The 18,912-nt window shown below is 35.0% G+C and carries 16 protein-coding genes and 2 pseudogenes; 10 read left to right on the top strand and 8 right to left on the bottom strand.

Features of this window, described 5'->3' with window-relative positions; genetic code table 11:
* Positions 1-118: 118 nt before the first annotated feature.
* Both OK414_RS19500 and OK414_RS19495 read right to left on the bottom strand, forming a co-directional pair.
* Positions 119-892 (bottom strand): alpha/beta fold hydrolase, encoded by a 774-nt coding sequence (locus OK414_RS19500; RefSeq protein ID WP_034649813.1) that lies wholly within the window; start codon positions 890-892, stop codon positions 119-121.
* Positions 893-1,541: 649 nt separating this feature from the next.
* The gene (locus OK414_RS19495; protein ID WP_034649816.1) at positions 1,542-2,489 is read right to left on the bottom strand and encodes a DMT family transporter; all 948 of its coding nucleotides are present in this window, start codon (positions 2,487-2,489) and stop codon (positions 1,542-1,544) included.
* Between the two features lie 157 nt (positions 2,490-2,646).
* Between OK414_RS19495 and OK414_RS19490 the strand changes: the two genes are divergently transcribed.
* The 4 genes and pseudogenes from OK414_RS19490 to OK414_RS29925 all read left to right on the top strand — a co-directional run bounded on the left by OK414_RS19490 (position 2,647) and on the right by OK414_RS29925 (position 6,812).
* A complete protein-coding gene (locus tag OK414_RS19490; protein ID WP_034649819.1) occupies positions 2,647-3,489 on the top strand; it encodes a TrmB family transcriptional regulator in 843 nt (280 codons plus the stop codon).
* A gap of 447 nt (positions 3,490-3,936) precedes the next feature.
* A complete protein-coding gene (gene murQ / locus OK414_RS19485) occupies positions 3,937-4,827 on the top strand; it encodes an N-acetylmuramic acid 6-phosphate etherase (RefSeq protein WP_263044951.1) in 891 nt (296 codons plus the stop codon).
* A gap of 32 nt (positions 4,828-4,859) precedes the next feature.
* Positions 4,860-6,251 (top strand): annotated as a pseudogene (locus tag OK414_RS19480) (PTS transporter subunit EIIC); the annotation flags it as partial.
* 78 nt (positions 6,252-6,329) lie between these two features.
* Positions 6,330-6,812, top strand: a complete 483-nt coding sequence (locus OK414_RS29925) for a PTS glucose transporter subunit IIA (RefSeq protein WP_053215331.1) — start codon at positions 6,330-6,332, stop codon at positions 6,810-6,812.
* A gap of 108 nt (positions 6,813-6,920) precedes the next feature.
* On the opposite strand, the gene bioC is transcribed toward OK414_RS29925, so the two are convergent.
* The 4 genes from bioC to OK414_RS19460 form a co-directional block, all read right to left on the bottom strand.
* On the bottom strand, positions 6,921-7,745 hold the full coding sequence (bioC, locus tag OK414_RS19475; protein ID WP_095378524.1) for a malonyl-ACP O-methyltransferase BioC: 825 nt from the start codon (positions 7,743-7,745) through the stop codon (positions 6,921-6,923).
* A complete protein-coding gene (locus tag OK414_RS19470) occupies positions 7,738-8,484 on the bottom strand; it encodes an alpha/beta fold hydrolase (RefSeq protein WP_205661784.1) in 747 nt (248 codons plus the stop codon). The genes bioC and OK414_RS19470 overlap by 8 nt, the downstream gene beginning before the upstream one ends.
* Entirely contained in the window at positions 8,481-9,659 is a 1,179-nt protein-coding gene (gene bioF / locus OK414_RS19465) for an 8-amino-7-oxononanoate synthase (RefSeq protein ID WP_016766327.1), read from the bottom strand. The genes OK414_RS19470 and bioF overlap by 4 nt, the downstream gene beginning before the upstream one ends.
* A gap of 309 nt (positions 9,660-9,968) precedes the next feature.
* Positions 9,969-10,106, bottom strand: a complete 138-nt coding sequence (locus OK414_RS19460; protein WP_013084380.1) for a hypothetical protein — start codon at positions 10,104-10,106, stop codon at positions 9,969-9,971.
* A gap of 218 nt (positions 10,107-10,324) precedes the next feature.
* On the opposite strand from OK414_RS19460, the gene OK414_RS19455 reads away from it, so the two are divergent.
* Positions 10,325-10,558 carry a cyclase gene (locus OK414_RS19455; RefSeq protein ID WP_095378520.1) on the top strand — a complete coding sequence of 78 codons (234 nt, stop codon included), beginning with the start codon at positions 10,325-10,327 and terminating at the stop codon, positions 10,556-10,558.
* 270 nt (positions 10,559-10,828) lie between these two features.
* Here OK414_RS19455 and OK414_RS19450 read toward each other — a convergent pair whose 3' ends face one another.
* The gene (locus OK414_RS19450) at positions 10,829-11,308 is read right to left on the bottom strand and encodes a hypothetical protein (protein ID WP_016766325.1); all 480 of its coding nucleotides are present in this window, start codon (positions 11,306-11,308) and stop codon (positions 10,829-10,831) included.
* A 164-nt stretch (positions 11,309-11,472) separates the two neighbouring features.
* Here OK414_RS19450 and OK414_RS19445 point away from each other — a divergent pair, with 164 nt between their 5' ends.
* From OK414_RS19445 to OK414_RS19435, 3 genes are all read left to right on the top strand, one after another.
* Complete coding sequence (locus tag OK414_RS19445) at positions 11,473-12,288, top strand: DUF2935 domain-containing protein (RefSeq protein ID WP_013084377.1); 816 nt, start codon at positions 11,473-11,475, stop codon at positions 12,286-12,288.
* Between the two features lie 495 nt (positions 12,289-12,783).
* Positions 12,784-13,416 carry a TetR/AcrR family transcriptional regulator gene (locus OK414_RS19440; protein ID WP_034649830.1) on the top strand — a complete coding sequence of 211 codons (633 nt, stop codon included), beginning with the start codon at positions 12,784-12,786 and terminating at the stop codon, positions 13,414-13,416.
* Between the two features lie 135 nt (positions 13,417-13,551).
* Positions 13,552-15,237, top strand: coding sequence for an MFS transporter (locus OK414_RS19435; protein WP_263044950.1), 1,686 nt, complete (start codon positions 13,552-13,554; stop codon positions 15,235-15,237).
* A gap of 560 nt (positions 15,238-15,797) precedes the next feature.
* Here OK414_RS19435 and OK414_RS19430 read toward each other — a convergent pair.
* Complete coding sequence (locus OK414_RS19430; protein ID WP_034649834.1) at positions 15,798-15,992, bottom strand: hypothetical protein; 195 nt, start codon at positions 15,990-15,992, stop codon at positions 15,798-15,800.
* Between the two features lie 563 nt (positions 15,993-16,555).
* On the opposite strand from OK414_RS19430, the gene OK414_RS19425 reads away from it, so the two are divergent.
* Both OK414_RS19425 and OK414_RS19420 read left to right on the top strand, forming a co-directional pair.
* Complete coding sequence (locus tag OK414_RS19425) at positions 16,556-18,001, top strand: DHA2 family efflux MFS transporter permease subunit (RefSeq protein WP_216874618.1); 1,446 nt, start codon at positions 16,556-16,558, stop codon at positions 17,999-18,001.
* Positions 18,002-18,096: 95 nt separating this feature from the next.
* Positions 18,097-18,546: pseudogene (locus tag OK414_RS19420) on the top strand (hypothetical protein).
* Positions 18,547-18,912: the final 366 nt, after the last annotated feature.

Raw genomic sequence — 18,912 nt, 5'->3', positions numbered from 1 at the left:
ACTATAACTACCTTTCAACAAACAGAAGAACCGCTGATTAAGATCAATAGTTTTTTCTGTTTGTTATGTATTTTATAATAGTTAAAAAACACTTAAAGAAAGGGCTTTTCGCTTTGTTTTATAAATGAGATCTATTTAAGACAAATCCTGTAATTAACTCATTAAACTGAGTCCATTGTTTGGTAGGCAGTTGGTGACCTTGATTGGGTAAAACAAAGAATTCAGCATGCTTACACTTATTTTTATACTCTTTCATATAGTGAGCAGTCCAATCCTTTTTTCCACCATATATAAACAATAAAGGCATCGTTAAGCGATGAAGCTTGTCTACACAGTTATAGTGTAATGAATGATTATAATACTGATACCAGGATTCCTGGTCTGATTTCCTCATGTAACTAACTAGATTCTTTCTTAATGTTTTGTCTCGAGTATGACTTATAGCAAGGCTTGTTGTTAGTATATTCGGATGTTCTTTTACCATATACATTCCTGTTTTATGTAATAGCCGTCCAGGTACATCTCTTACTATAGGATAAGCTCCTGAAAGTATTAATAATTCAATTCGATGGCGATAATGAATAGCTAGCTCTTGAGCAATTAGACAACCAGCAGAGTAACCACATATAATCACCTTGTCTAGATGCAGCGAATCCATAAAACGTACTAACTCGTTTGCATAAAAAGAAATTGATACAGGCTGTTTAGGTTTTGAGCTTCTTCCATGACCACTTAAATCTGGAAAGATGACTCTCATATGTTTGGATAACTCGTGTTGATATTGGAATACTTTATAGCCAAGTCCAGGGGGATGAATAAAGATGACAGGGGTGCCTTGTCCATACTCTTCATAATACAAATAGTGATTAGTGTTTGTTTCAATAAAAGCCATTATTTTTCACTCCAAAATTAGTTGATGAGTACTTTTTAGTTAAGTCTAATCTAATTTACAAAAGATATAATCCTTTACTATCTTACAGTTAATTCAATATAGTCCCTTGTTGATTCTCGACCGTTTGAGATCAACAAAATTTTTATTATTTATTATGAAGAAACTACGTTCACTATAAAAAAGTCCTGTATTCTTGCTAATAAGAATTCTAGTAACGTGAATGGTGATGACTAAAAATGTATGAAATATATCATATAAAGAGAAAAACTTCCCCGGTCTGCCGAAGGGAAGCTCTTTTTATAGGTTGCTTATACTACATAATGAGAAATTGAGAATGAACATCTCTCCATTTATTCCATAGTTTGATCAAGTTTTCATACTTTATTCATGTTAAGTGTATTTGTTGGCTTATTTCGTATAAGTGTGAGTACCCTAACTAAATCTATATATTATATACAGTTTAAAAATAGAAAAAGACCACCTCTTACCAGTCAAAAGAGATGGTCTTCTCCCATTCATTGAATTGTAGTCGTAATTGACTCTATCATAGCGTCTTTTTTAGTTTGTGCAAGCTATTGATAACTTATATATATAAAGAAAAGCTTCTGGTGCTTAATCAAGAATCTTTTGTGTACATAGTGCATATTTTTTACTTGTTTTCTAAAACATGCTTTTTACTCGGTTCTCTCATACTCAAAACTACACCTAAAAGGACAATGATTCCACCAATAAATTGGTTTATGCCTACCACTTCATTAAGGAGCAGAACAGAAAATAACACACCAAAAATAGGAACAAGATTCATTAACGTCATCGCAGAACTAGAAGATAATTTGCGTAATCCAAAATTATATAATAAAAAAGCGATAACCGAGCAGAAAACGCCTAGGTACAATAAGGTTAGAAATGATCTTATATCTGGTGTTTGCCAACTTGACTTCTCTATAAAGGCTAATGGAATAAAGGTAATGGCTCCTGCCAAAGTTTGATAAAAAGAGATCGTAATCATGGAATATTTTTTGACAACTTTACGAGTTGTGAAGTTATAGAGAGCAAAAATAAAACCTGCCGCAATTAATATAATATTGCCAATTAATTGTTTATCATCTGTCTGAGTTTCAGGACTATAGGATATTTGATATACACCTATCATCGCTACTCCAATTCCTATGGCCTTTACCCATGATGTCTTTTTTCTAAAAAAGAGAAATTCCATTAAAACCGTTATAGCAGGATACGACGCTACAATAATAGCGGCATTGGATGCTGTTGTTAATTCAACTCCTATGTTCTCCAGAGAAAAATAAAGGGTAGTGCCTAGTACACCGCTTATAGACATTAATCCTATATCCTTGAATGAAGGCTTTGTTTTATCTTTCCTGATTAAGAGAATAAGTCCTAAAATAACAGCAGCTATAACAAAACGAGCTGCTCCTAATGTAAGGGGTGGAAAAGAGGTATAGGCTATTTTTGTCCCCACAAACGATGTACTCCATAAAAGGACGGCTATTACGGAAGCACTTATGTATAAACCATTTCCTCTTCTAACCTTTCTTATTTTTAAGCTTTCTTGTTGTTTCGCTATCATTGTATCCATTAGTACACCTCCAAGCAGTATTAGAAACTATTAGGTAGCTACTTTTGTAGCAACTAAAATTAAATTATAATTTTTAAACCCAACTGTCAAGGGCACTAATGGTATACTTAGTTTGAAATTATTGACTCTATCCCGGTATTATCAAGGAGGACCAATCATGACACTAGATATAATAAAAATTTTGAAAGATGTTAATTTTACTGAATATGAGGCAAAAGCATATTTAGCTTTACTAGAAAAATCTCCTCTTTCAGGGTATGCTATTTCATTAAATTCTGGAGTGCCCAGATCTAAAATTTATGAAGTATTGGGAGGACTAGTAGATCGAGGAGAAATCATGGTCAGTCATGAAAATCCTGCTCTGTACACACCGTTACCTCCTAATGAATTAATCAACTTGAAAAAACGTAAAGCTGAATCCTCGTTGGAAGTAGCTGAGGAAGCTCTCGAAAATTATTCTTATGTATCTTTAAACAGAGAAAATATTTGGAACATTACAGGGTATGAGCCTATATTAAATCGCACAAAGGAAGCTATAAAAGAAGCTACAGGGCGTATTCTATTGGAAATATGGTCAGAAGATGCCCAGGAATTAAAAGAAGAATTACAAGCAGCAGCCAAAAGAGGCGTAGAAATTTTAATTGTGTCTTATGGAGATTTAGTATTTGATTTTGCGCAGGTTCATCAGCATGATGCAAGCGAAGAAATAACCAATGAATATGGGGGACGATGGATTGTTCTAAGCGCTGATGATCGAGAGGTAGTTGCAGGTATACTATCACTTGGTAAGGACAGCCGTGCTGCCTGGACGATGCATCCAGGATTAGTTATGCCAATTACAGAAGTAATCATTCACGACTTGTATATCTATGAAATGATGAAAAAACATCGAGAGATCTTAGAGTCAAGCTTTGGACCGAACCTTATTGAACTTCGTAATCGATTTAAATTTAACTCATCAGGTTATAGCGTAGCAGCAAAATTAGGTTTGATTAAATAGCCAGTATTAATGCATATATACTAATAATAAAATTACTTATCATATGATTTTTGGATAACTACTCAAGATGGATGAAGCATTATTTGACTACTTTTTAATAAACAGAAAAACCACTGATTGAGGTCAGTTGTTTTTCTGTTTTTAAGCGATGTATCGTATACATCTTTAGTTACCATAATGGCCTATTTAGGAACGTATGTAAAAAAGAATCCTTCCTACAGTAGGCAAGGAGTCAGTATTGGTATAAGAAATGCTTGATCTTTATACAGCGAAACTTGTCTTATTTACTAAGATTTAGTCATATGATGTTTGTTAAAAGTCACATATTACTATAGTTTTTGAAATTTAATTTTAACATTTTAAAATAATTGTTGAAATTAAATTTCAAACACGTTATTCTGTACTTGAGAACGATTTCAAACAAAAACAAAGATAGGATGATAAGAAATGCTTGAACATTTAACTACTGAGACTCGTAATGAAAAAACAATGAATCTGGATGAAATGTCCATTTTTGATTTTCTTACAACCATGAATGAAGAAGATGAAAAAGTTGCGAGTGCGATAAAAAAAGAACTTCCTTCTATTGCAAAAGCTGTAGAAGCTATTATAGAAGCTAAGAAACAAGGGGGGCGCCTTATTTATATAGGTGCAGGAACCAGTGGACGCATCGGCTTGCTTGATGCTGTTGAGTGTCCGCCTACATTTGGTACAAGTCCAGATGAAGTAATAGGTTTAATTGCCGGCGGAGAAAAAGCCTTTATTAAAGCAGTAGAAGGAGCAGAAGATAGTAAAGAGTTAGGCATGGAAGACTTACAAAACATTCGACTTACTAAGGCGGACATCGTTGTGGGGATTGCAGCAAGTGGTCGTACACCTTATGTCATTGGAGCATTAGAATATGCGAACTCAATTGAAGCTCAGACAGTAGCTGTTAGTTGCAATAAAGGTTCTGATATTGGAAAGGTAGCAAACATTGCAATTGAAGTAATAAATGGTCCTGAAGTATTAACAGGTTCGACTCGTTTAAAAGCTGGAACAGCACAAAAATTGGTTTGTAACATGCTTTCGACAGCTTCCATGGTAGGTATCGGAAAAGTGTATGGAAATCTAATGGTAGACGTTCAGCTGACGAATGAAAAGCTCGTAGAACGCGCAAAACGAATTGTGATGGAAGCAACTTCATGCACGTATGATACGGCAGAAGAGTACTTAGCAAAAGCAAATTGTAATTCTAAGCTTGCTATAGTCATGATTTTGACAGGCCTTTCATGTGAGGAATCTTTACATCGCTTAGAACAAACACAAGGATTTATCCGTCAAGCGATCGTGAATTAAGTAGCGAAACTATAAGGGAGATGGAAACAACTATGAGTAAACATCATCAAACAGCTAAAGAACTGCTTCAAGCTCTTGGAGGCAGTTCTAATATAGCGAATTATACACACTGTATGACAAGACTCCGTGTCACTCCAGTGGATCATAATAGAATCGATGAAGCAAGTATAAAACAAGTGAAAGGAGTGGTAGGAGTTGTCAATGATGATACGTATCAAATTATCCTAGGACCAGGAGTAGTTACGAAAGTTGCTGAACAATTTGGTATTGTACTTCAAGAAGATTCTGCAGCTCCTTCATCTGAAGATTTGACTTCAAAAGGTACAGATATGAAGTCTGAGCTAAAAAAGAAAAACAATACGCCATTCAAAAATTTTTTACGAAAAGTTGGAAGCATTTTCATACCTTTAATCCCAGCATTCGTAGGTGCAGGTTTAATAGCTGGTATTGCCTCTATTTTAGCCAATAGCATAACCGCGGGAGATCTTGATAAAGATACTTGGCAACAATACGTGACGATTCTTAATGTAATTAAAAATGCAATCTTCAGCTATTTAGTTATTTATGTAGGTATTAACGCAGCAAAAGAGTTTGGAGCTACTCCAGCCCTAGGTGGAGTTATCGGGGGTATCACCCTTTTAACGGGAGTTACAGAAGAATTTCCTATTATGAATATCTTTACTGATCAGCCTCTAACTGCTGGGCAAGGCGGGGTTATTGGGGTTTTGATTGCTGTATGGTTACTCTCATTTTTAGAAAAATTCTTACGTAGGTTTATTCCCGATGCAATCGATATTATTGTAACTCCAACAATTGCTCTTCTGATTGTCGGATTGTTAACGATTTTCTTTATTATGCCTTTTGCAGGTCTCATTTCTAGTAATTTAATTGGTGGAATAGATTGGACACTTGAACGTGGAGGGGTTTTTGCAGGTTTTGTACTAGGAGTGGCATTTTTACCATTGGTGATGCTAGGTCTGCATCAAGTATTAATCCCTATTCATATTGAAATGATTAACACAGCCGGTATGACCATCTTGCTTCCGATTCTTGCAATGTCTGGTGCTGGACAAGTAGGTGCAACTTTAGCACTTTGGGTTCGTTGTCGTAAAAATAAATCACTTGTTACCATTATTAAAGGGGCTCTTCCTGTCGGAATATTAGGTATTGGAGAACCACTTATTTATGGAGTTATTCTTCCATTAGGACGCCCGTTCATTACTGCTTGTATCGGTGGAGGAATTGGAGGAGCTGTAATTGGAATGTTCGGAAATGTTGGTTCCATTGCTATCGGTCCATCTGGCCTAGCTTTAATTCCATTAATTGCTCATGGTTTATGGCTGAAATATATCATCGGCTTACTTGCAGGATATGCTGGAGGGTTCATCTGCACATATTTATTTGGCATACCAAAAGAGGCTATTACAGAAGGCTCTAATAACAAAGAAGTACCTGAAGCGAAGACAAAAACTGAAGTTGCTGCAACAGGTGAGAAAAAAGAAATGAACGATACAACTTTAGGAAGCGCATTCAACCTTCCGTTTGACGGATATATTGTGCCTCTAGAAGAAGTTCCTGATGCCGTTTTTTCTTCAAAGATGATGGGAGACGGTTTTGCCATCGAACCAACTAATAATACTCTTGTTTCTCCTATCAATGGGGAGGTTGTTAGCATCTTTCCTACAAAACATGCCATAGGTCTAAAAACAGATCAAGGTCTAGAGTTATTAATTCACGTAGGGTTAGAAACAGTGAACTTAAATGGGAAAGGGTTTACATGTCTAATTAAAGAGGGAGAAAAGGTTAAACAAGGAACCCCGCTTTTAAAAATAGACCTAAACTACATTAAACAAAGTGCTAAATCACTTGTTACACCAATCATTTTTACAAATTTATCTGAACATAATCAAATACAGTTATTAAAAACAGGGTACAATGAGCAAGGTATAACAAATATTATTGAGTTAGTTTCTAAAAAACAGTAAGTTAATTAAATCTAATTGATTATTTAAGGGTACTTTTCTAAATAGAAGAGTACCCTTTTTTACGGGCGGAAATTCATCACTTCTAGAGAGTAACCAGGGCTGGATTGGCTATTGGTTCGTTTTTGTAATATTAAACATTAAGCAATGATAGGTTACTTTTACGCCATTTTCGTCACGATGATTATTTTCATATAAATTGATTAACTGACGAAAAAATGAAGGACGTTGACAGTAGTTTTCCTCGTTACTGTTACTTGCTCCAATTTTTTTTATTGATGTAAAAAATGCCTGAACGGTCGGAAAGTATTGAACCTCTAGTTTCTCCATTTTTGATAGTTTAAATGGATGCTCTCTCAATGGAACTAATGCTTGTTCACAAATTTGAGACAACTCTTCAAGAGAAAAAAACGATTGACCAGGTGAACTGTTACTGAAAAGACCAAGCTTTTGTTTCGCATGACTGTAGCATGAATGAAGCTCTTGAAATGTACCATTACCAAAGGTTGAAAATAGCAGGCTGCCTGCAGGCTTAAGTTGTTTATACAATTTTTTGATTGTCGTATGGAGACTATTAAACCACTGAAATGTTGCATTCGAAATAATAAGGTCATACTGCCTTTCTATACTTAGTTCCTCGATATCTCCGCATATGAATGAAACTCGATCTTCCGTTACTTTTTTCTTTGCTAACTCAATCATTCCTGATGACAAATCAACTGCTGTAATAGCAGCCTTAGGAAATTTTTTGCACAATAATTGTGTTAAATAACCCGTACCGCAGCCAATTTCAAGAATAGCTATTTCCTGGTTAAAGAAGTTGGTGGAAAGTTGATCTATTAACTGGTGTGCCATGCTTTTTTGTACATCGGCATAAGCATCATAAGTTTTAGCATGATTATTGAACCTTTTCTTTAAAAGTTGCTTATTAATCATAAATGAGCTCCTTTTCGAGAAATTTTTCTATAAGTTGCGTACAGTGCTGAGGCTTTGTAAAAAAAGGAATATGGCCAGCTTTTTCTAGAATACACAGCTGCGCTTTTCCACCAATTCTTTCAGCTATGAAAGAAGAAGACTCAGGTAAACATATTTGATCATCTCCTCCATGGATCAACAAACAAGGAGTTTGAATTTGATCGAGTTGCATTCTAACATCTTTTTGGAGTAAATAATCCAGCCCTGTAAGGAGGGAGTGCGTACTGTCTCCTTGATAATTACGCTGAGCAAATTCCATAAATTGATGATGAAACTTCTCTTCTTTTTCAGATTTAGTGAACATAGCGTTATAAAATGAAGTGAGGGTTTTTTCTTTATTACGCTGTAGCTGTTTTTTCATACGTTCAACGATGCGTTGCTCCCATCCAAATGTATTATGCACGTCATTTGTAAAGCGACTAGTTCCGCCAATCAATATGAGTCCTTCTATCTTGTTAGGGTATAAACTTGCAAGTTCAAGCGTTACAAGGGAACCTAATGACCAACCCATTAAATAAACAGTACCTTGAGTGGAAGTAAGCAATTGGATTGCTCGCTCTCTAAAGTCACTTAGTTCTTTTACACCTCTCCAGTCTGTACATAAAACGTTACATATAGTAGACAATGATTTTCTGATTGGGTGAAACGCTGCTTTTTCCATTCCCCATCCAGGAAATATTATAATAGTGGATTGTTTCATTGAATCACACTCATTTCTTTTCCAATTAGAGAAACTTTTTTTATGGCCCAATCTAAATCTTCTCGAGTATGATCTGCTGTTACAGTAAAACGAATTCTTGCTTTGTTTTCAGGAACAGTAGGGGGCCTAACTGCAATAGCAGCAATTCCTTCTTTCTGTAAACGCTCTGCAAACTGCATTGTTCTTTTGTTTCCTCCCGTTAAAATTGGAATGATTTGAGACTGACTTTTGCATGTGTTAAATCCTTCGTATGTAAGTGCTCTTCTAAAAAATAATGCATTTTCTTGAAGAAGTGTGCGACGCTCTATGTCTTGTTGTACCTTTTTAATCGCAGCCGTTATTGCACCGAGTATAGCAGGGGGAAGAGCAGTTGAATAAATGAATCCTCGCATTTTATTTTTTAAATAAGCTATGAGCCACTGTTTTCCAGTAACATAAGCTCCAAATGACCCTAGCGCTTTACTAAACGTTCCCATTTGAATATCAATTTTATCTTGCAGATCAAGAAAATGCGTATATCCTTCACCATTTTTCCCGTATATACCGCTTGCGTGAGCCTCATCAACCATTAGTAGGGCGTTATACTGCTCTTTCAATTTAACAAGCTCCTTGAGCTTGGCGAAGTCACCATCCATGCTGAAAACAGTATCTGTTACAATTAACTTCCGTGACTCTAAGGGAACTTTTTTTAATAAATTTTCTAGGTGGTTCATATCGTTATGGCGATAGCGTTGCAGCTTTGCACGGCTCAGCAGGGCCCCATCAATGATACTTGCATGATTTAACTTATCGCTGAAGATGAAGCCATTACGCGGAACCAAGGCTGAGATGATTCCTAGGTTTGCATTATAACCACTATTGATAATAAGTCCTGCCTCAGCTTTCTTCCAATTAACAAGTGCTCGTTCTGCTTTCTCATAAAGAGAGTGATTTCCTACTATTAAGCGTGAAGCCGTTGCTCCTATTCCATATGTCATCACAGCATCACTCATTGCTTTCTTCAGCCCCTTATCTCCTGCGTAGCCTAAATAGTTATTAGAGGCAAGGTTTAACATCCTATGGCCATTGACTGTAAGCCATGGTTGTTCAGCAAATTCTGTAGTAACAAGGTGCCGTTTTTGAAAAATCTCATCTAAATAGGCAAGTTCTCTCTTAATATCTTCTTCCCAATTCAATACACTTTCACCACCGAAATAAATATATGTTAACTTAATTATATTTAAAGTTAACAATTATATCTAATCACGCCTTTAGAACAGTGTCAAGATAAAATAGTTTAAAGAGGAGATACTAGATAATTGTCGCCACATAGCTTCCTACAGTTCATTTTTTAATCTCATGAGTAGACGTGCAACCTTACTTCAGTACTCAAATAAAACCTGAAAAATCAATACTTTGTTCACTACTCGTATTTATTAATTAACTTCTTTTCTTAATGAAAAAGCTGCCAAATAGGCAGCTAATAATACAGCTCTAATTTTTATTTAAGGTTTTGCATTGCCAGGAGGCTTGTTAGTTGGAAAAATTGCTTTTTCCACGTCTTCTGCTGCGATTACTGGATCTACCGTATTGCTAGTTGATTTGCCTTTTTGACTATTGCCTTTATCGCGTTTCTGACTCATTTTTAAATCTCCCTTCAAATATAGTTACACTGTTAAGATGAGTTAATAGAGCGGAGCTTATTCAACCCATTGTCCTTTTTAAATAACATTCTAGAACTTAAAAGTTCTTTTATCAGGACTTATCAGACAATATGCTTCCTTAGATAGTTAGATCGGGAATTTGTTTTCATAAACCGAATATATATTAGGTAATTAAAATAAAGTAAGGTGGATTAGACATGGATAAAAGAGTCATTTTTGACTTTGAAGTCGATTTTACTAATGGCGGTGGAATACAAGGGCAGGAATTTCGTCTCGATATTGAGGGTGATGATATCTCTGATGAAGAATTAGCAAAATATATTGTAAAAGATATGAGGCTGCTGATGGTGGATGAGGTAAGGATACTGAACAAAAAAATTATTAGTGAGAAACATAAACGAAAACCTGCTGAGGAAGATAGTGAAAAATAAAACACTTATATGTTATTTGTTTTAATCACATATGCATAGTAAAAAAAGAAGTTACCAAAAGGTGACTTCTTTTTTTATTTAACCTTATTTTCACTCTTTTTAAGCCTTAAGACATAGGATTCATTAGCTTCCTGAGGTAACTACAACTACATAGTATCTAAAAAATCATAATTCCACTTAGCAATTAGTATCTATTTCATTAATGTTCTTCTTTAATGTACTCCCATTTATAGACATTTTGTTTTGTTTTTTTATCTTAGACTGCAAAATTTATAAAGACGAATTCTTTGATAGGTGGCAACACTTTTCATAAACAATCTGAAACCCATACAGCACAAACGTTTTTATTAAAAAAACAATGGATAATTGAAATCTAGTCAACCGGGCTAAAGAGACGTATCCTATTTTTTTTAACCATTTTAGTCCGAAGTAAGTAAAAAAAGAATCAATAAGTATATTTACTAAAAGATATAAGTTGAACTTTCCGTAAGTATATTTTAATATCCACAAAGCTCCAACTAAAAAGGGGCCAAATATTAATGGTAATTCTGCTAGAACATTCGGCTTGATTGAGTACGGAAACCACCACCATTTTTTCTTCTCTGCAAACCTGCCTTCGGCAATAAGATACAAACTCATAAAAAGACTCCCTGGAAGGAATCTTTTTAGCGCTTTTTTACCAATAAACGGAATACTAAGCCAAGGTAAAATCGTCATTAAAATGATTAGCAATTTATCTTTTTTCTTCAACTGATATACTCCCTTTTTAAAAATATGGATATGTATATATATTCCCTTTTTTATGAGTGTTTATGTGATGAAATAAGAGATCCTGTTTTTTATTACTTTGGTTCATTTCTTCTAAAGCTTCTAATAAACATGTAGTAGTAAGGAAACCGAAGGGAGAGCTAGTAATGATTTCATTATGGGAGGAACATTTATTTTGGTTAGAAATAATTCAGGACCATGCTTATTTTGTACGAGATCACTTATCGGTGAAGGAAGTCGAATACGTCCGAACAGCTAAGCAATATATTCATTTGTTTGATGACTTGCTAAAACAACTGAACTATTTATCCCCTGATGTTATGCACAACGATCCTGCATTAATAGAATTCTCGAGAAAGGCCTGGCCAATTACCAAAGGATATTTTGATTTTGAAGGGTCTCTTCAAGCTCTTCGAATTGAAAACGCAGTGAATCTAAACTTATCTCCAACCTATCTTAATGGTACGTTAAGTGAAAATCAGGAATATTTAAGATTTTTATCTTATCTAGTAAAAGGAAAGGAGCCGGTTCCCCTTAGCTTAGTCGAATTAATGGATTTATGGCTCGAAGATCAGCTTGGACATGCTGTTTTGTTTAAAAACCTGCTTGATCCGATTGAGATTATGATATCTAAACAAGCAGATTTATATATCGGGAAATTTCAGGCATTCATTGTACAGAATCATCATTTAAAAGGTTATTTGCGGTTTAAGCAGCCAGGTTTTGCAAGACAAACAGAATTTGCTTTAGAAGTGGGGAAAACAACTATTGAGATGAGCCAGTTTGTTTATGCTATGACTGAAAAGTACAAGGAGAACAAGCTATTAAATAAGGAAACGTTAAGGTTTCTGATACATCATTTTCCTGAGACTTGTTATTTTATTAAAAAATTGAGTTACTATGCTCCGGAATTGCAGCAAGAAGCCAACCAATGCTCATTACGAAGAATTTCTTATCTTTAAGATATGGTAAACCATTTCATAGAATCTAGATTCGTTTCTATATTATATTGTACTTCTGTATGCGTTATTTATATGGATATAAAAAAGAAAGGTCTACCTTAGAAGGTAGACCTTTCTCGAGAAGAATTAATTACTGAAAACAAAGAAGATGTGGTTTGTATTTTATTAATTTGCTATATAAAAGCTAAGCAGATCTTACATCACTGGTTACAACCTTCAGTTCTTTTTCTTCATACAAAAGATTTCACTCTCAAGTTCACGCAATCCATATATAACGATCAAAAGATTTGTTCTTAACCAATTTTCGATATTGACAGATTGGTTATACTTTGTAAAACTTAATATACATAATGTTCATTAGTTTACATCGTGTATAGAATGTACATTGATGATACAGGATAGTTTAAATAGTCAATCATCAGAAAAGGTCTCAATGACTGCAACTATGCAAGTTACAATCATATATTTAATAAAAGTTATACAAGGAGACGAACGATGTCTAAAAAAACAAAAGTAGATCCTAGGATAAAAAGAACAAATAAATACTTAAGAGACGCTTTAGTCGAACTTCTTAAAGAGAAAGACGTCACATCCATTACAATTCAAGAAATTACGGAAAAAGCGGAATTAACGCGGGGAACCTTTTATTTGCATTACCAAGATAAGCAAGACTTTCTCATGCAGAGTATGAATGAAGTTCTAGAAGAGCTAATAGAGAAAGTAAAGCCTAAACAAAATAATGAGGATCCCGCAGCAGTAGAAGAAAATGATGAATCCGTTTCTTTCTTAAAGCTTTTTGAATTCATCTATGACCATTCCGATTATTTTAAAGTTATGCTAAGTGATCGAGGGTTGCCTCAATTTAGAAGTCATATGACGGAAATTGTAAAGAAAAGAGTGTATGGAGAGCTGATCTCTTCAATTGGAGAAGCAGAGGATGGACTTGATATCCCTGAAGATATTCTGATTAGCTATATCACATCAGCTCATATAGGTGTCATTTGTTCTTGGTTAGAAAGTGATATGAAATTTAGCCCTGCATTTATGGCTGATAAATTAACCAGCCTAACACTTTTAGGGCCAATTCGAGTGGCGGGTTTAGAAAATAAAATAAAGCTTCCTTACTGAAGCTTTATTTTTTAGTTTGTTCAAATGCGGATAAATATCTTTCTTCTTTATCATAGCTACCGTGATGGTTTGAAGAAACATGAACGCCGCATTTTTAGTTTTTTACAATCATGAAAGGCAGAAAGGAATTGTAGTATGAAAATAGAAAAACATCGGGGGCTTTCCTTACTGGCAGTTTTAGCTATTGGTCCTGGTTTAATGTTAAACACTTCATTAAATTCTATACGTGAAATTCTCCAACAAACGTTTAATAATCAATCTTATATTTCGATAACACCGGTTTTAATAGGGGTTATGAGCTTTGCATTTTGTATTCCGTTTGGACCTATTCTTCGACATAAGTTAGGGGAGAGAAGGACGTATGTTCTTTCGATGTGTCTGTTTTTTATAGGAGCTATTGTAAGCATTGCTTCTAACAGCTTCTTAGGAATGGGCATTGGTCGTTTTTTACAAGGAACAGGAACAGGTTTAGCACTTATGATGATGATTCCAATGCTGGTTCTTTCTTTTCCGATTCAGAAACGGAACTTGGCATTACTAATTCTTATCGGCGGATTTTATGGATCTAGCGTTGTGGGCATTTTTCTCGGAATGTTAGTGAACAGCTACGGACACTGGAGATGGTTATTCTATATAGCGGCCGTCCTTTCCTTACTGGGAATATGCTTCAGCTACAAATTTTTAACAAATGATCATGCCAAGCAACAGCACAAGCATCATGAACCATTTGACATCATCGGTGTAGCATTAATGTTTATGGTTACTGCATTTATTACGTTTACATTACTTAATCTCCAAAAATCAGGGTGGACATCTACTTATGTATGGATAGGCATAGTGGGAAGCATCATTTTTCTATGCTTTTTATTCGCCGCAGAATGGCATATTAAAAATCCTTTAATTCCCTTTCGATTAGTGGCTTCTCGAAAACCAGCTCTCGCTATCTTAATTGCTGTTATAGGCAATGTTAGTATGAGTTTAACTCTTTTATCTCTACAAGGATTGCTTAAAAGTAGATCTAGTTTTGATAAAGGAGACACTTCACTGATCTATATCGGGCTTTTTGCTGGAATAGTAATTGCCGCCATATTAAGTGCCGTATTATATGATAAAGTTGGACCGGGCGTATTAGGTATTATAGGAGCGGTCATTATTATGGGAGTGAACATACAATGGATTTATTTAGACGGTCATGCTTCAGCTTTTCTCTTTGTTAGTAGCTTTGCCGCTTTAATTGCAGGAGTGGGTTTCACAGTTGCTGCAGGTCTTATGGGTGCAGCTTTAGGCGGACCACTACCAAGTTTAGTCCCTCGGATGGTCACGGTTCAATTTATAAGAGTTACAGTATCTGCGGTCATCCCTGTAATCAGCAGTATTGTCTTTGCAAAGGTGTATAAAGGTCACTTTGCAACGGTAAGCGGAGAGAGCCAGGTGGCTAGTAAAGAAAATTTCACTCAGTCTCTACATGTAAAATCTGAAATCATTACTTATCATACATTTTCTACGTTTTCATGTGTATTAAGCATTTTAGTATTCATTCTTTCGTTTTTGATGTTCCTAACAGGTAAAGGCCACAAGCTGGCTCATAAGCCGCATGATAAAGAAAAGCAGAGTACCGAAGAGGTTCACATTAAAAAAGATACTCCCGTTTTTGAGCGTTCGCCTAAAGAGGCTGTTTCGAATCGAGTCATTGGTGACAGCGAGTATAGAGCAGCTTTAAAAAAGTTTGGTCAGCCTAAACCTTCTGCTGATAAAATGCTGCGTATGAGAGATCAAGAATATAGAAAAGCTCTTAAAAGGATGAAGGATATAGGACAATAAGTTAAACTGAAGAAATTTGAATAAAGAACAGAAAGAGCAAACTCACGTGTAAGAGAGTTTGCTCTTTTCATTTCTATACGTACTCTTTACAGGTATGTGGATTTTTATAAATTACGTTGTGACGCAGAAAATATACATAGTAAGCGAATAAACAAAACAGAACTTTCATAAAATAGGGAGTTCTGTTTTTACGCTTAATATCAATACCAAAATTTAATAGAGCCTTTTATTTAGATATATTTAGTATGTGAATTCGAGTTGTTTGTTTCAAAGATAATTTCTTCAGAGAGCTTCTCTCTGCATATTAAATACATATATTTAGCTTTTTTCTTAGTTGATCTAATATTTTTAAGGAGAAAAGTATGGAATGCGAAATTTTATCAAAAAAGGAAAATTAGTAGGCTTAAATTAAAGATACGCTTGGAGGGCGCCAAATCTATTTTGGCTTCAAGTTGGAGGAAAATTTTAGTGATAGAATGGGAAAAAGAGACTACCCTATAAGATATTACATCCATATAAAAGGACATTACTTTTGTGATAACGTCCTTTTACATAGCTAATTATTCTTTTTCAACTACCGTAAAGTATTGGACGTTCCTTTTAACAATGACCAAATCATTTGTTAGATCCAATATTTTACTTTTGTCTTCAAACCTATACTGTATGTAGTTCTTTGCACGAATAAGTGATTTAGCTTCAACTAAATGACTTATTTCACCATTAATTAGATGAAACGTTACTTCATACTTTTTCATAAGAAAACACCTCCATAGTATCAATTTTTACTATTACTTCATTTCTGATACTCTTTCTTTTGACTGATGATTAAAAAGTTAGCTGTGTTCTATTAGGGCGAACAGAACAAAAAGCATATAACAGAACCAAGTTTTAATTGTCACATGGTACCAAGTTGGGTATATAGCTGTTGTTATTTAGTATATTTTAGATAGAAACAGTACTTATAGCTGTGTTACAATATTCCTGTTATGTAAAATGAAATTCATTTTATAGTTCTATTTCGTTTTAACTTACTTATTAAAAATTCCAGATTATGAATGGAAATTAGTTTACATAGGAAGGTTTCTAAAGTTGATTTAGAAATGAAATGGAGAGGTATCTGTGGAAAGAAACGAATTTAAAAGACAAAAAGCACTTCGGTCAAAAGAGAAGAGAAAGAAAAAACTTAGTCAACATAATGCCTTAAACTTATCACTAATCTTTATATCAATATGCATTGTTTGTCTGCTAATCAACTTATCATTGAGATAGAAAAACGTTCACCAAAAAGAGTATGTAAAAGAGAGGAAGACAATTTAATATGAGTAATCAACAAACAGCAGCCGAAAGCTCTAACATCAAAGTGCTGCCGATTATTACGTCGTTTCTTATTGCTGGATTTATTGGTTTATTTAGTGAAACAGCTTTAAATATGGCGTTAAAGGAGCTAATTTCTGGCTTTGGCATTCACGAAACAACCGCACAATGGCTGACAACAGGGTATCTGTTAACGTTAGGAATTTTGGTACCTATTTCAGGTTTTATTCTTCAGCGGTTTACGACCAGACAGCTTTTTATAGCATCTCTAATTTGCTCGATTATTGGAACATTTATTGCCGCTGTTGCACCAACATTTGGGGTACTCATGATTGCCCGTGTCGTGCAAGCGGTTGGAACTGCTTTACTTTTACCGCTTATGTTTAACACGATTCTTGTTATTATCCCGCCGCATAAGCGTGGAAAGTCAATGGGGATCATCGGCCTTGTTATTATGTTTGCGCCAGCTGTTGGACCAACTGTATCAGGCTTAATTTTAAAAACATTAACATGGCACTGGATTTTCTGGATTTCACTTCCGCTGTTATTTGTTGCCTTAGTGTTTGGAGCTTTCTTTATGCAGAACGTTACCACACCAACAAAGCCAAAAATCGATATGATTTCTGTTGTTCTTTCAACAATCGGTTTTGGAGGAATCGTGTTTGGATTTAGCAGCGCCGGAGAAGGCGGAGGCTGGGGAAGTCTACAGGTTATTCTAACTCTTGTGATTGGAGCTATTGCATTAGTTGCATTCTCTATTCGTCAAACGAAGATGAAAGAGCCAATGTTAGACCTTAAAGCCTTTAAGTATCCAATGTTTACAATTGGTCTTTTATTAATTCTAGTCTGCATGATGGTACTATTGTCTGCGATGATGATTTTACCTTTGTACTTACAAACATCATTAGCTTTATCAACCTTTGCCGCTGGCCTAATGCTTCTTCCTGGAGGAGTGATTAACGGAATTCTTTCACCGGTTATGGGGGGATTATTTGACCGTTTTGGTCCCAAATGGTTAGTTATCCCTGGTCTTGTGATTGTAGCCGGCACCATGTATGGTTTTTCAACCGTAACGCTGGAAACGTCAACAGGGTTTATCGTTGCTCTGCACATTGCGCTTATGATAGCCATTTCGATGATTATGATGCCGGCTCAAACAAACGGATTAAACCAGCTTCCACCTGAGCTGTACCCGCATGGAACAGCGATTATGAACACTTTACAGCAGGTTTCTGGCGCAATTGGAACAGCTGTTGGAATTTCCATTCTTTCATCAGGTTCAAGAAGCTTCCTTGAGACGGTATCAGATAAAATGGATCCACTAAATCAAATTCTTGCCTTTACCAACGGTGTTCAACACGCGTTTGTCTTTGCGATCATTGTTTCCATTGTTGGATTGGTTATCTCGTTCTTTATCAAGAGAGTTAATGTTGAACAAAAAGCACATTAATAAAAAACACAGACCATTGGATGGTCTGTGTTTTTTTTGTAATAGGCGGACACTATAAGAAGAACTAGATAAAGTGCGTTGAGGTTAGTTCACTTATGATACCAAGAAAACACTTAGGATTTAACCTATCTATAATAGCAATCCCGTGGTTATCGTTGTTATTTATAGGGAAACGCAGCATAAGACGTTATTCGTTAGCGAGGATTTTTATTATTATCTTTGAAATTATTAATCATTTGTATGGACATCAGAAGAAATAGTGGAAATTTTATGATAAAAAAGATTCGTGTATAAAAGATGAGCTTCCTTTTAGCATTGGGCCTTATATGCCTCTTTCAATGTGGCTGCTTAAATCTTCGTATGGAAACTTTAAGAAGTTTTTATTACTGAATGTTATAGTTGATGGAATCTTTGCTTTTTACTTTATTGATGTTCTTAAAAGATTGAAAATTGTAAGTCTGAAAAGGTTAAGTCATTTTCAATTTGTTATCTACCTTCATTACAAAGCATATTTGTTATATGGAGTGCAGTATTTATTTGAATAGGTGAAAAGGTGAAAAGGTGGAGTTGATTTAAAACCTTAAGTGGAATTACGTAGGCACCATTTTTTAATTTCGTGGATATAGACATCCCCTTATTATTCAAACAATTGAAAACAAATTAATAGAAAAGAGAACTGTTTTGAAGAATCAGCTCTCCTTTTTTATGTTTTTATAAATTATTTATATAGATAGTATTTCAAATAATATAGCTACAATCTTCATAACTAACGCTGTTCCAAGGACATACTTGGCAGCAAAGCGAATATAATCATCTATATCAATACCTAGGAGTCCCACTAAGACATAAATTGAACCTTGAAGCGGGCTTAGTAGATGCAAGGGTTGTCCTAGTACTATTTTAATTATCAG

Origin of the sequence: Priestia sp. JV24 (genome assembly GCF_025910025.1) — a bacterium.
GTDB lineage: Bacteria > Bacillota > Bacilli > Bacillales > Bacillaceae_H > Priestia > Priestia megaterium.
The sequence above is the reverse complement of the archived record's forward strand: the minus strand, read 5'-3'. Positions and strand labels throughout refer to the sequence as shown.

What these genes read in the sequence shown, in the direction of transcription:
- OK414_RS19500 (WP_034649813.1), bottom strand. Translation starts at nt 892, where the DNA reads ATGGCTTTTATTGAAACAAACACTAATCACTATTTGTATTATGAAGAG.
- OK414_RS19495 (WP_034649816.1), bottom strand. Translation starts at nt 2,489, where the DNA reads ATGGATACAATGATAGCGAAACAACAAGAAAGCTTAAAAATAAGAAAG.
- OK414_RS19490 (WP_034649819.1), top strand. Translation starts at nt 2,647, where the DNA reads ATGACACTAGATATAATAAAAATTTTGAAAGATGTTAATTTTACTGAA.
- murQ (WP_263044951.1), top strand. Translation starts at nt 3,937, where the DNA reads ATGCTTGAACATTTAACTACTGAGACTCGTAATGAAAAAACAATGAAT.
- OK414_RS29925 (WP_053215331.1), top strand. Translation starts at nt 6,330, where the DNA reads ATGAACGATACAACTTTAGGAAGCGCATTCAACCTTCCGTTTGACGGA.
- bioC (WP_095378524.1), bottom strand. Translation starts at nt 7,745, where the DNA reads ATGATTAATAAGCAACTTTTAAAGAAAAGGTTCAATAATCATGCTAAA.
- OK414_RS19470 (WP_205661784.1), bottom strand. Translation starts at nt 8,484, where the DNA reads ATGAAACAATCCACTATTATAATATTTCCTGGATGGGGAATGGAAAAA.
- OK414_RS19460 (WP_013084380.1), bottom strand. Translation starts at nt 10,106, where the DNA reads ATGAGTCAGAAACGCGATAAAGGCAATAGTCAAAAAGGCAAATCAACT.
- OK414_RS19455 (WP_095378520.1), top strand. Translation starts at nt 10,325, where the DNA reads ATGGATAAAAGAGTCATTTTTGACTTTGAAGTCGATTTTACTAATGGC.
- OK414_RS19445 (WP_013084377.1), top strand. Translation starts at nt 11,473, where the DNA reads ATGATTTCATTATGGGAGGAACATTTATTTTGGTTAGAAATAATTCAG.
- OK414_RS19440 (WP_034649830.1), top strand. Translation starts at nt 12,784, where the DNA reads ATGTCTAAAAAAACAAAAGTAGATCCTAGGATAAAAAGAACAAATAAA.
- OK414_RS19435 (WP_263044950.1), top strand. Translation starts at nt 13,552, where the DNA reads ATGAAAATAGAAAAACATCGGGGGCTTTCCTTACTGGCAGTTTTAGCT.
- OK414_RS19430 (WP_034649834.1), bottom strand. Translation starts at nt 15,992, where the DNA reads ATGAAAAAGTATGAAGTAACGTTTCATCTAATTAATGGTGAAATAAGT.
- OK414_RS19425 (WP_216874618.1), top strand. Translation starts at nt 16,556, where the DNA reads ATGAGTAATCAACAAACAGCAGCCGAAAGCTCTAACATCAAAGTGCTG.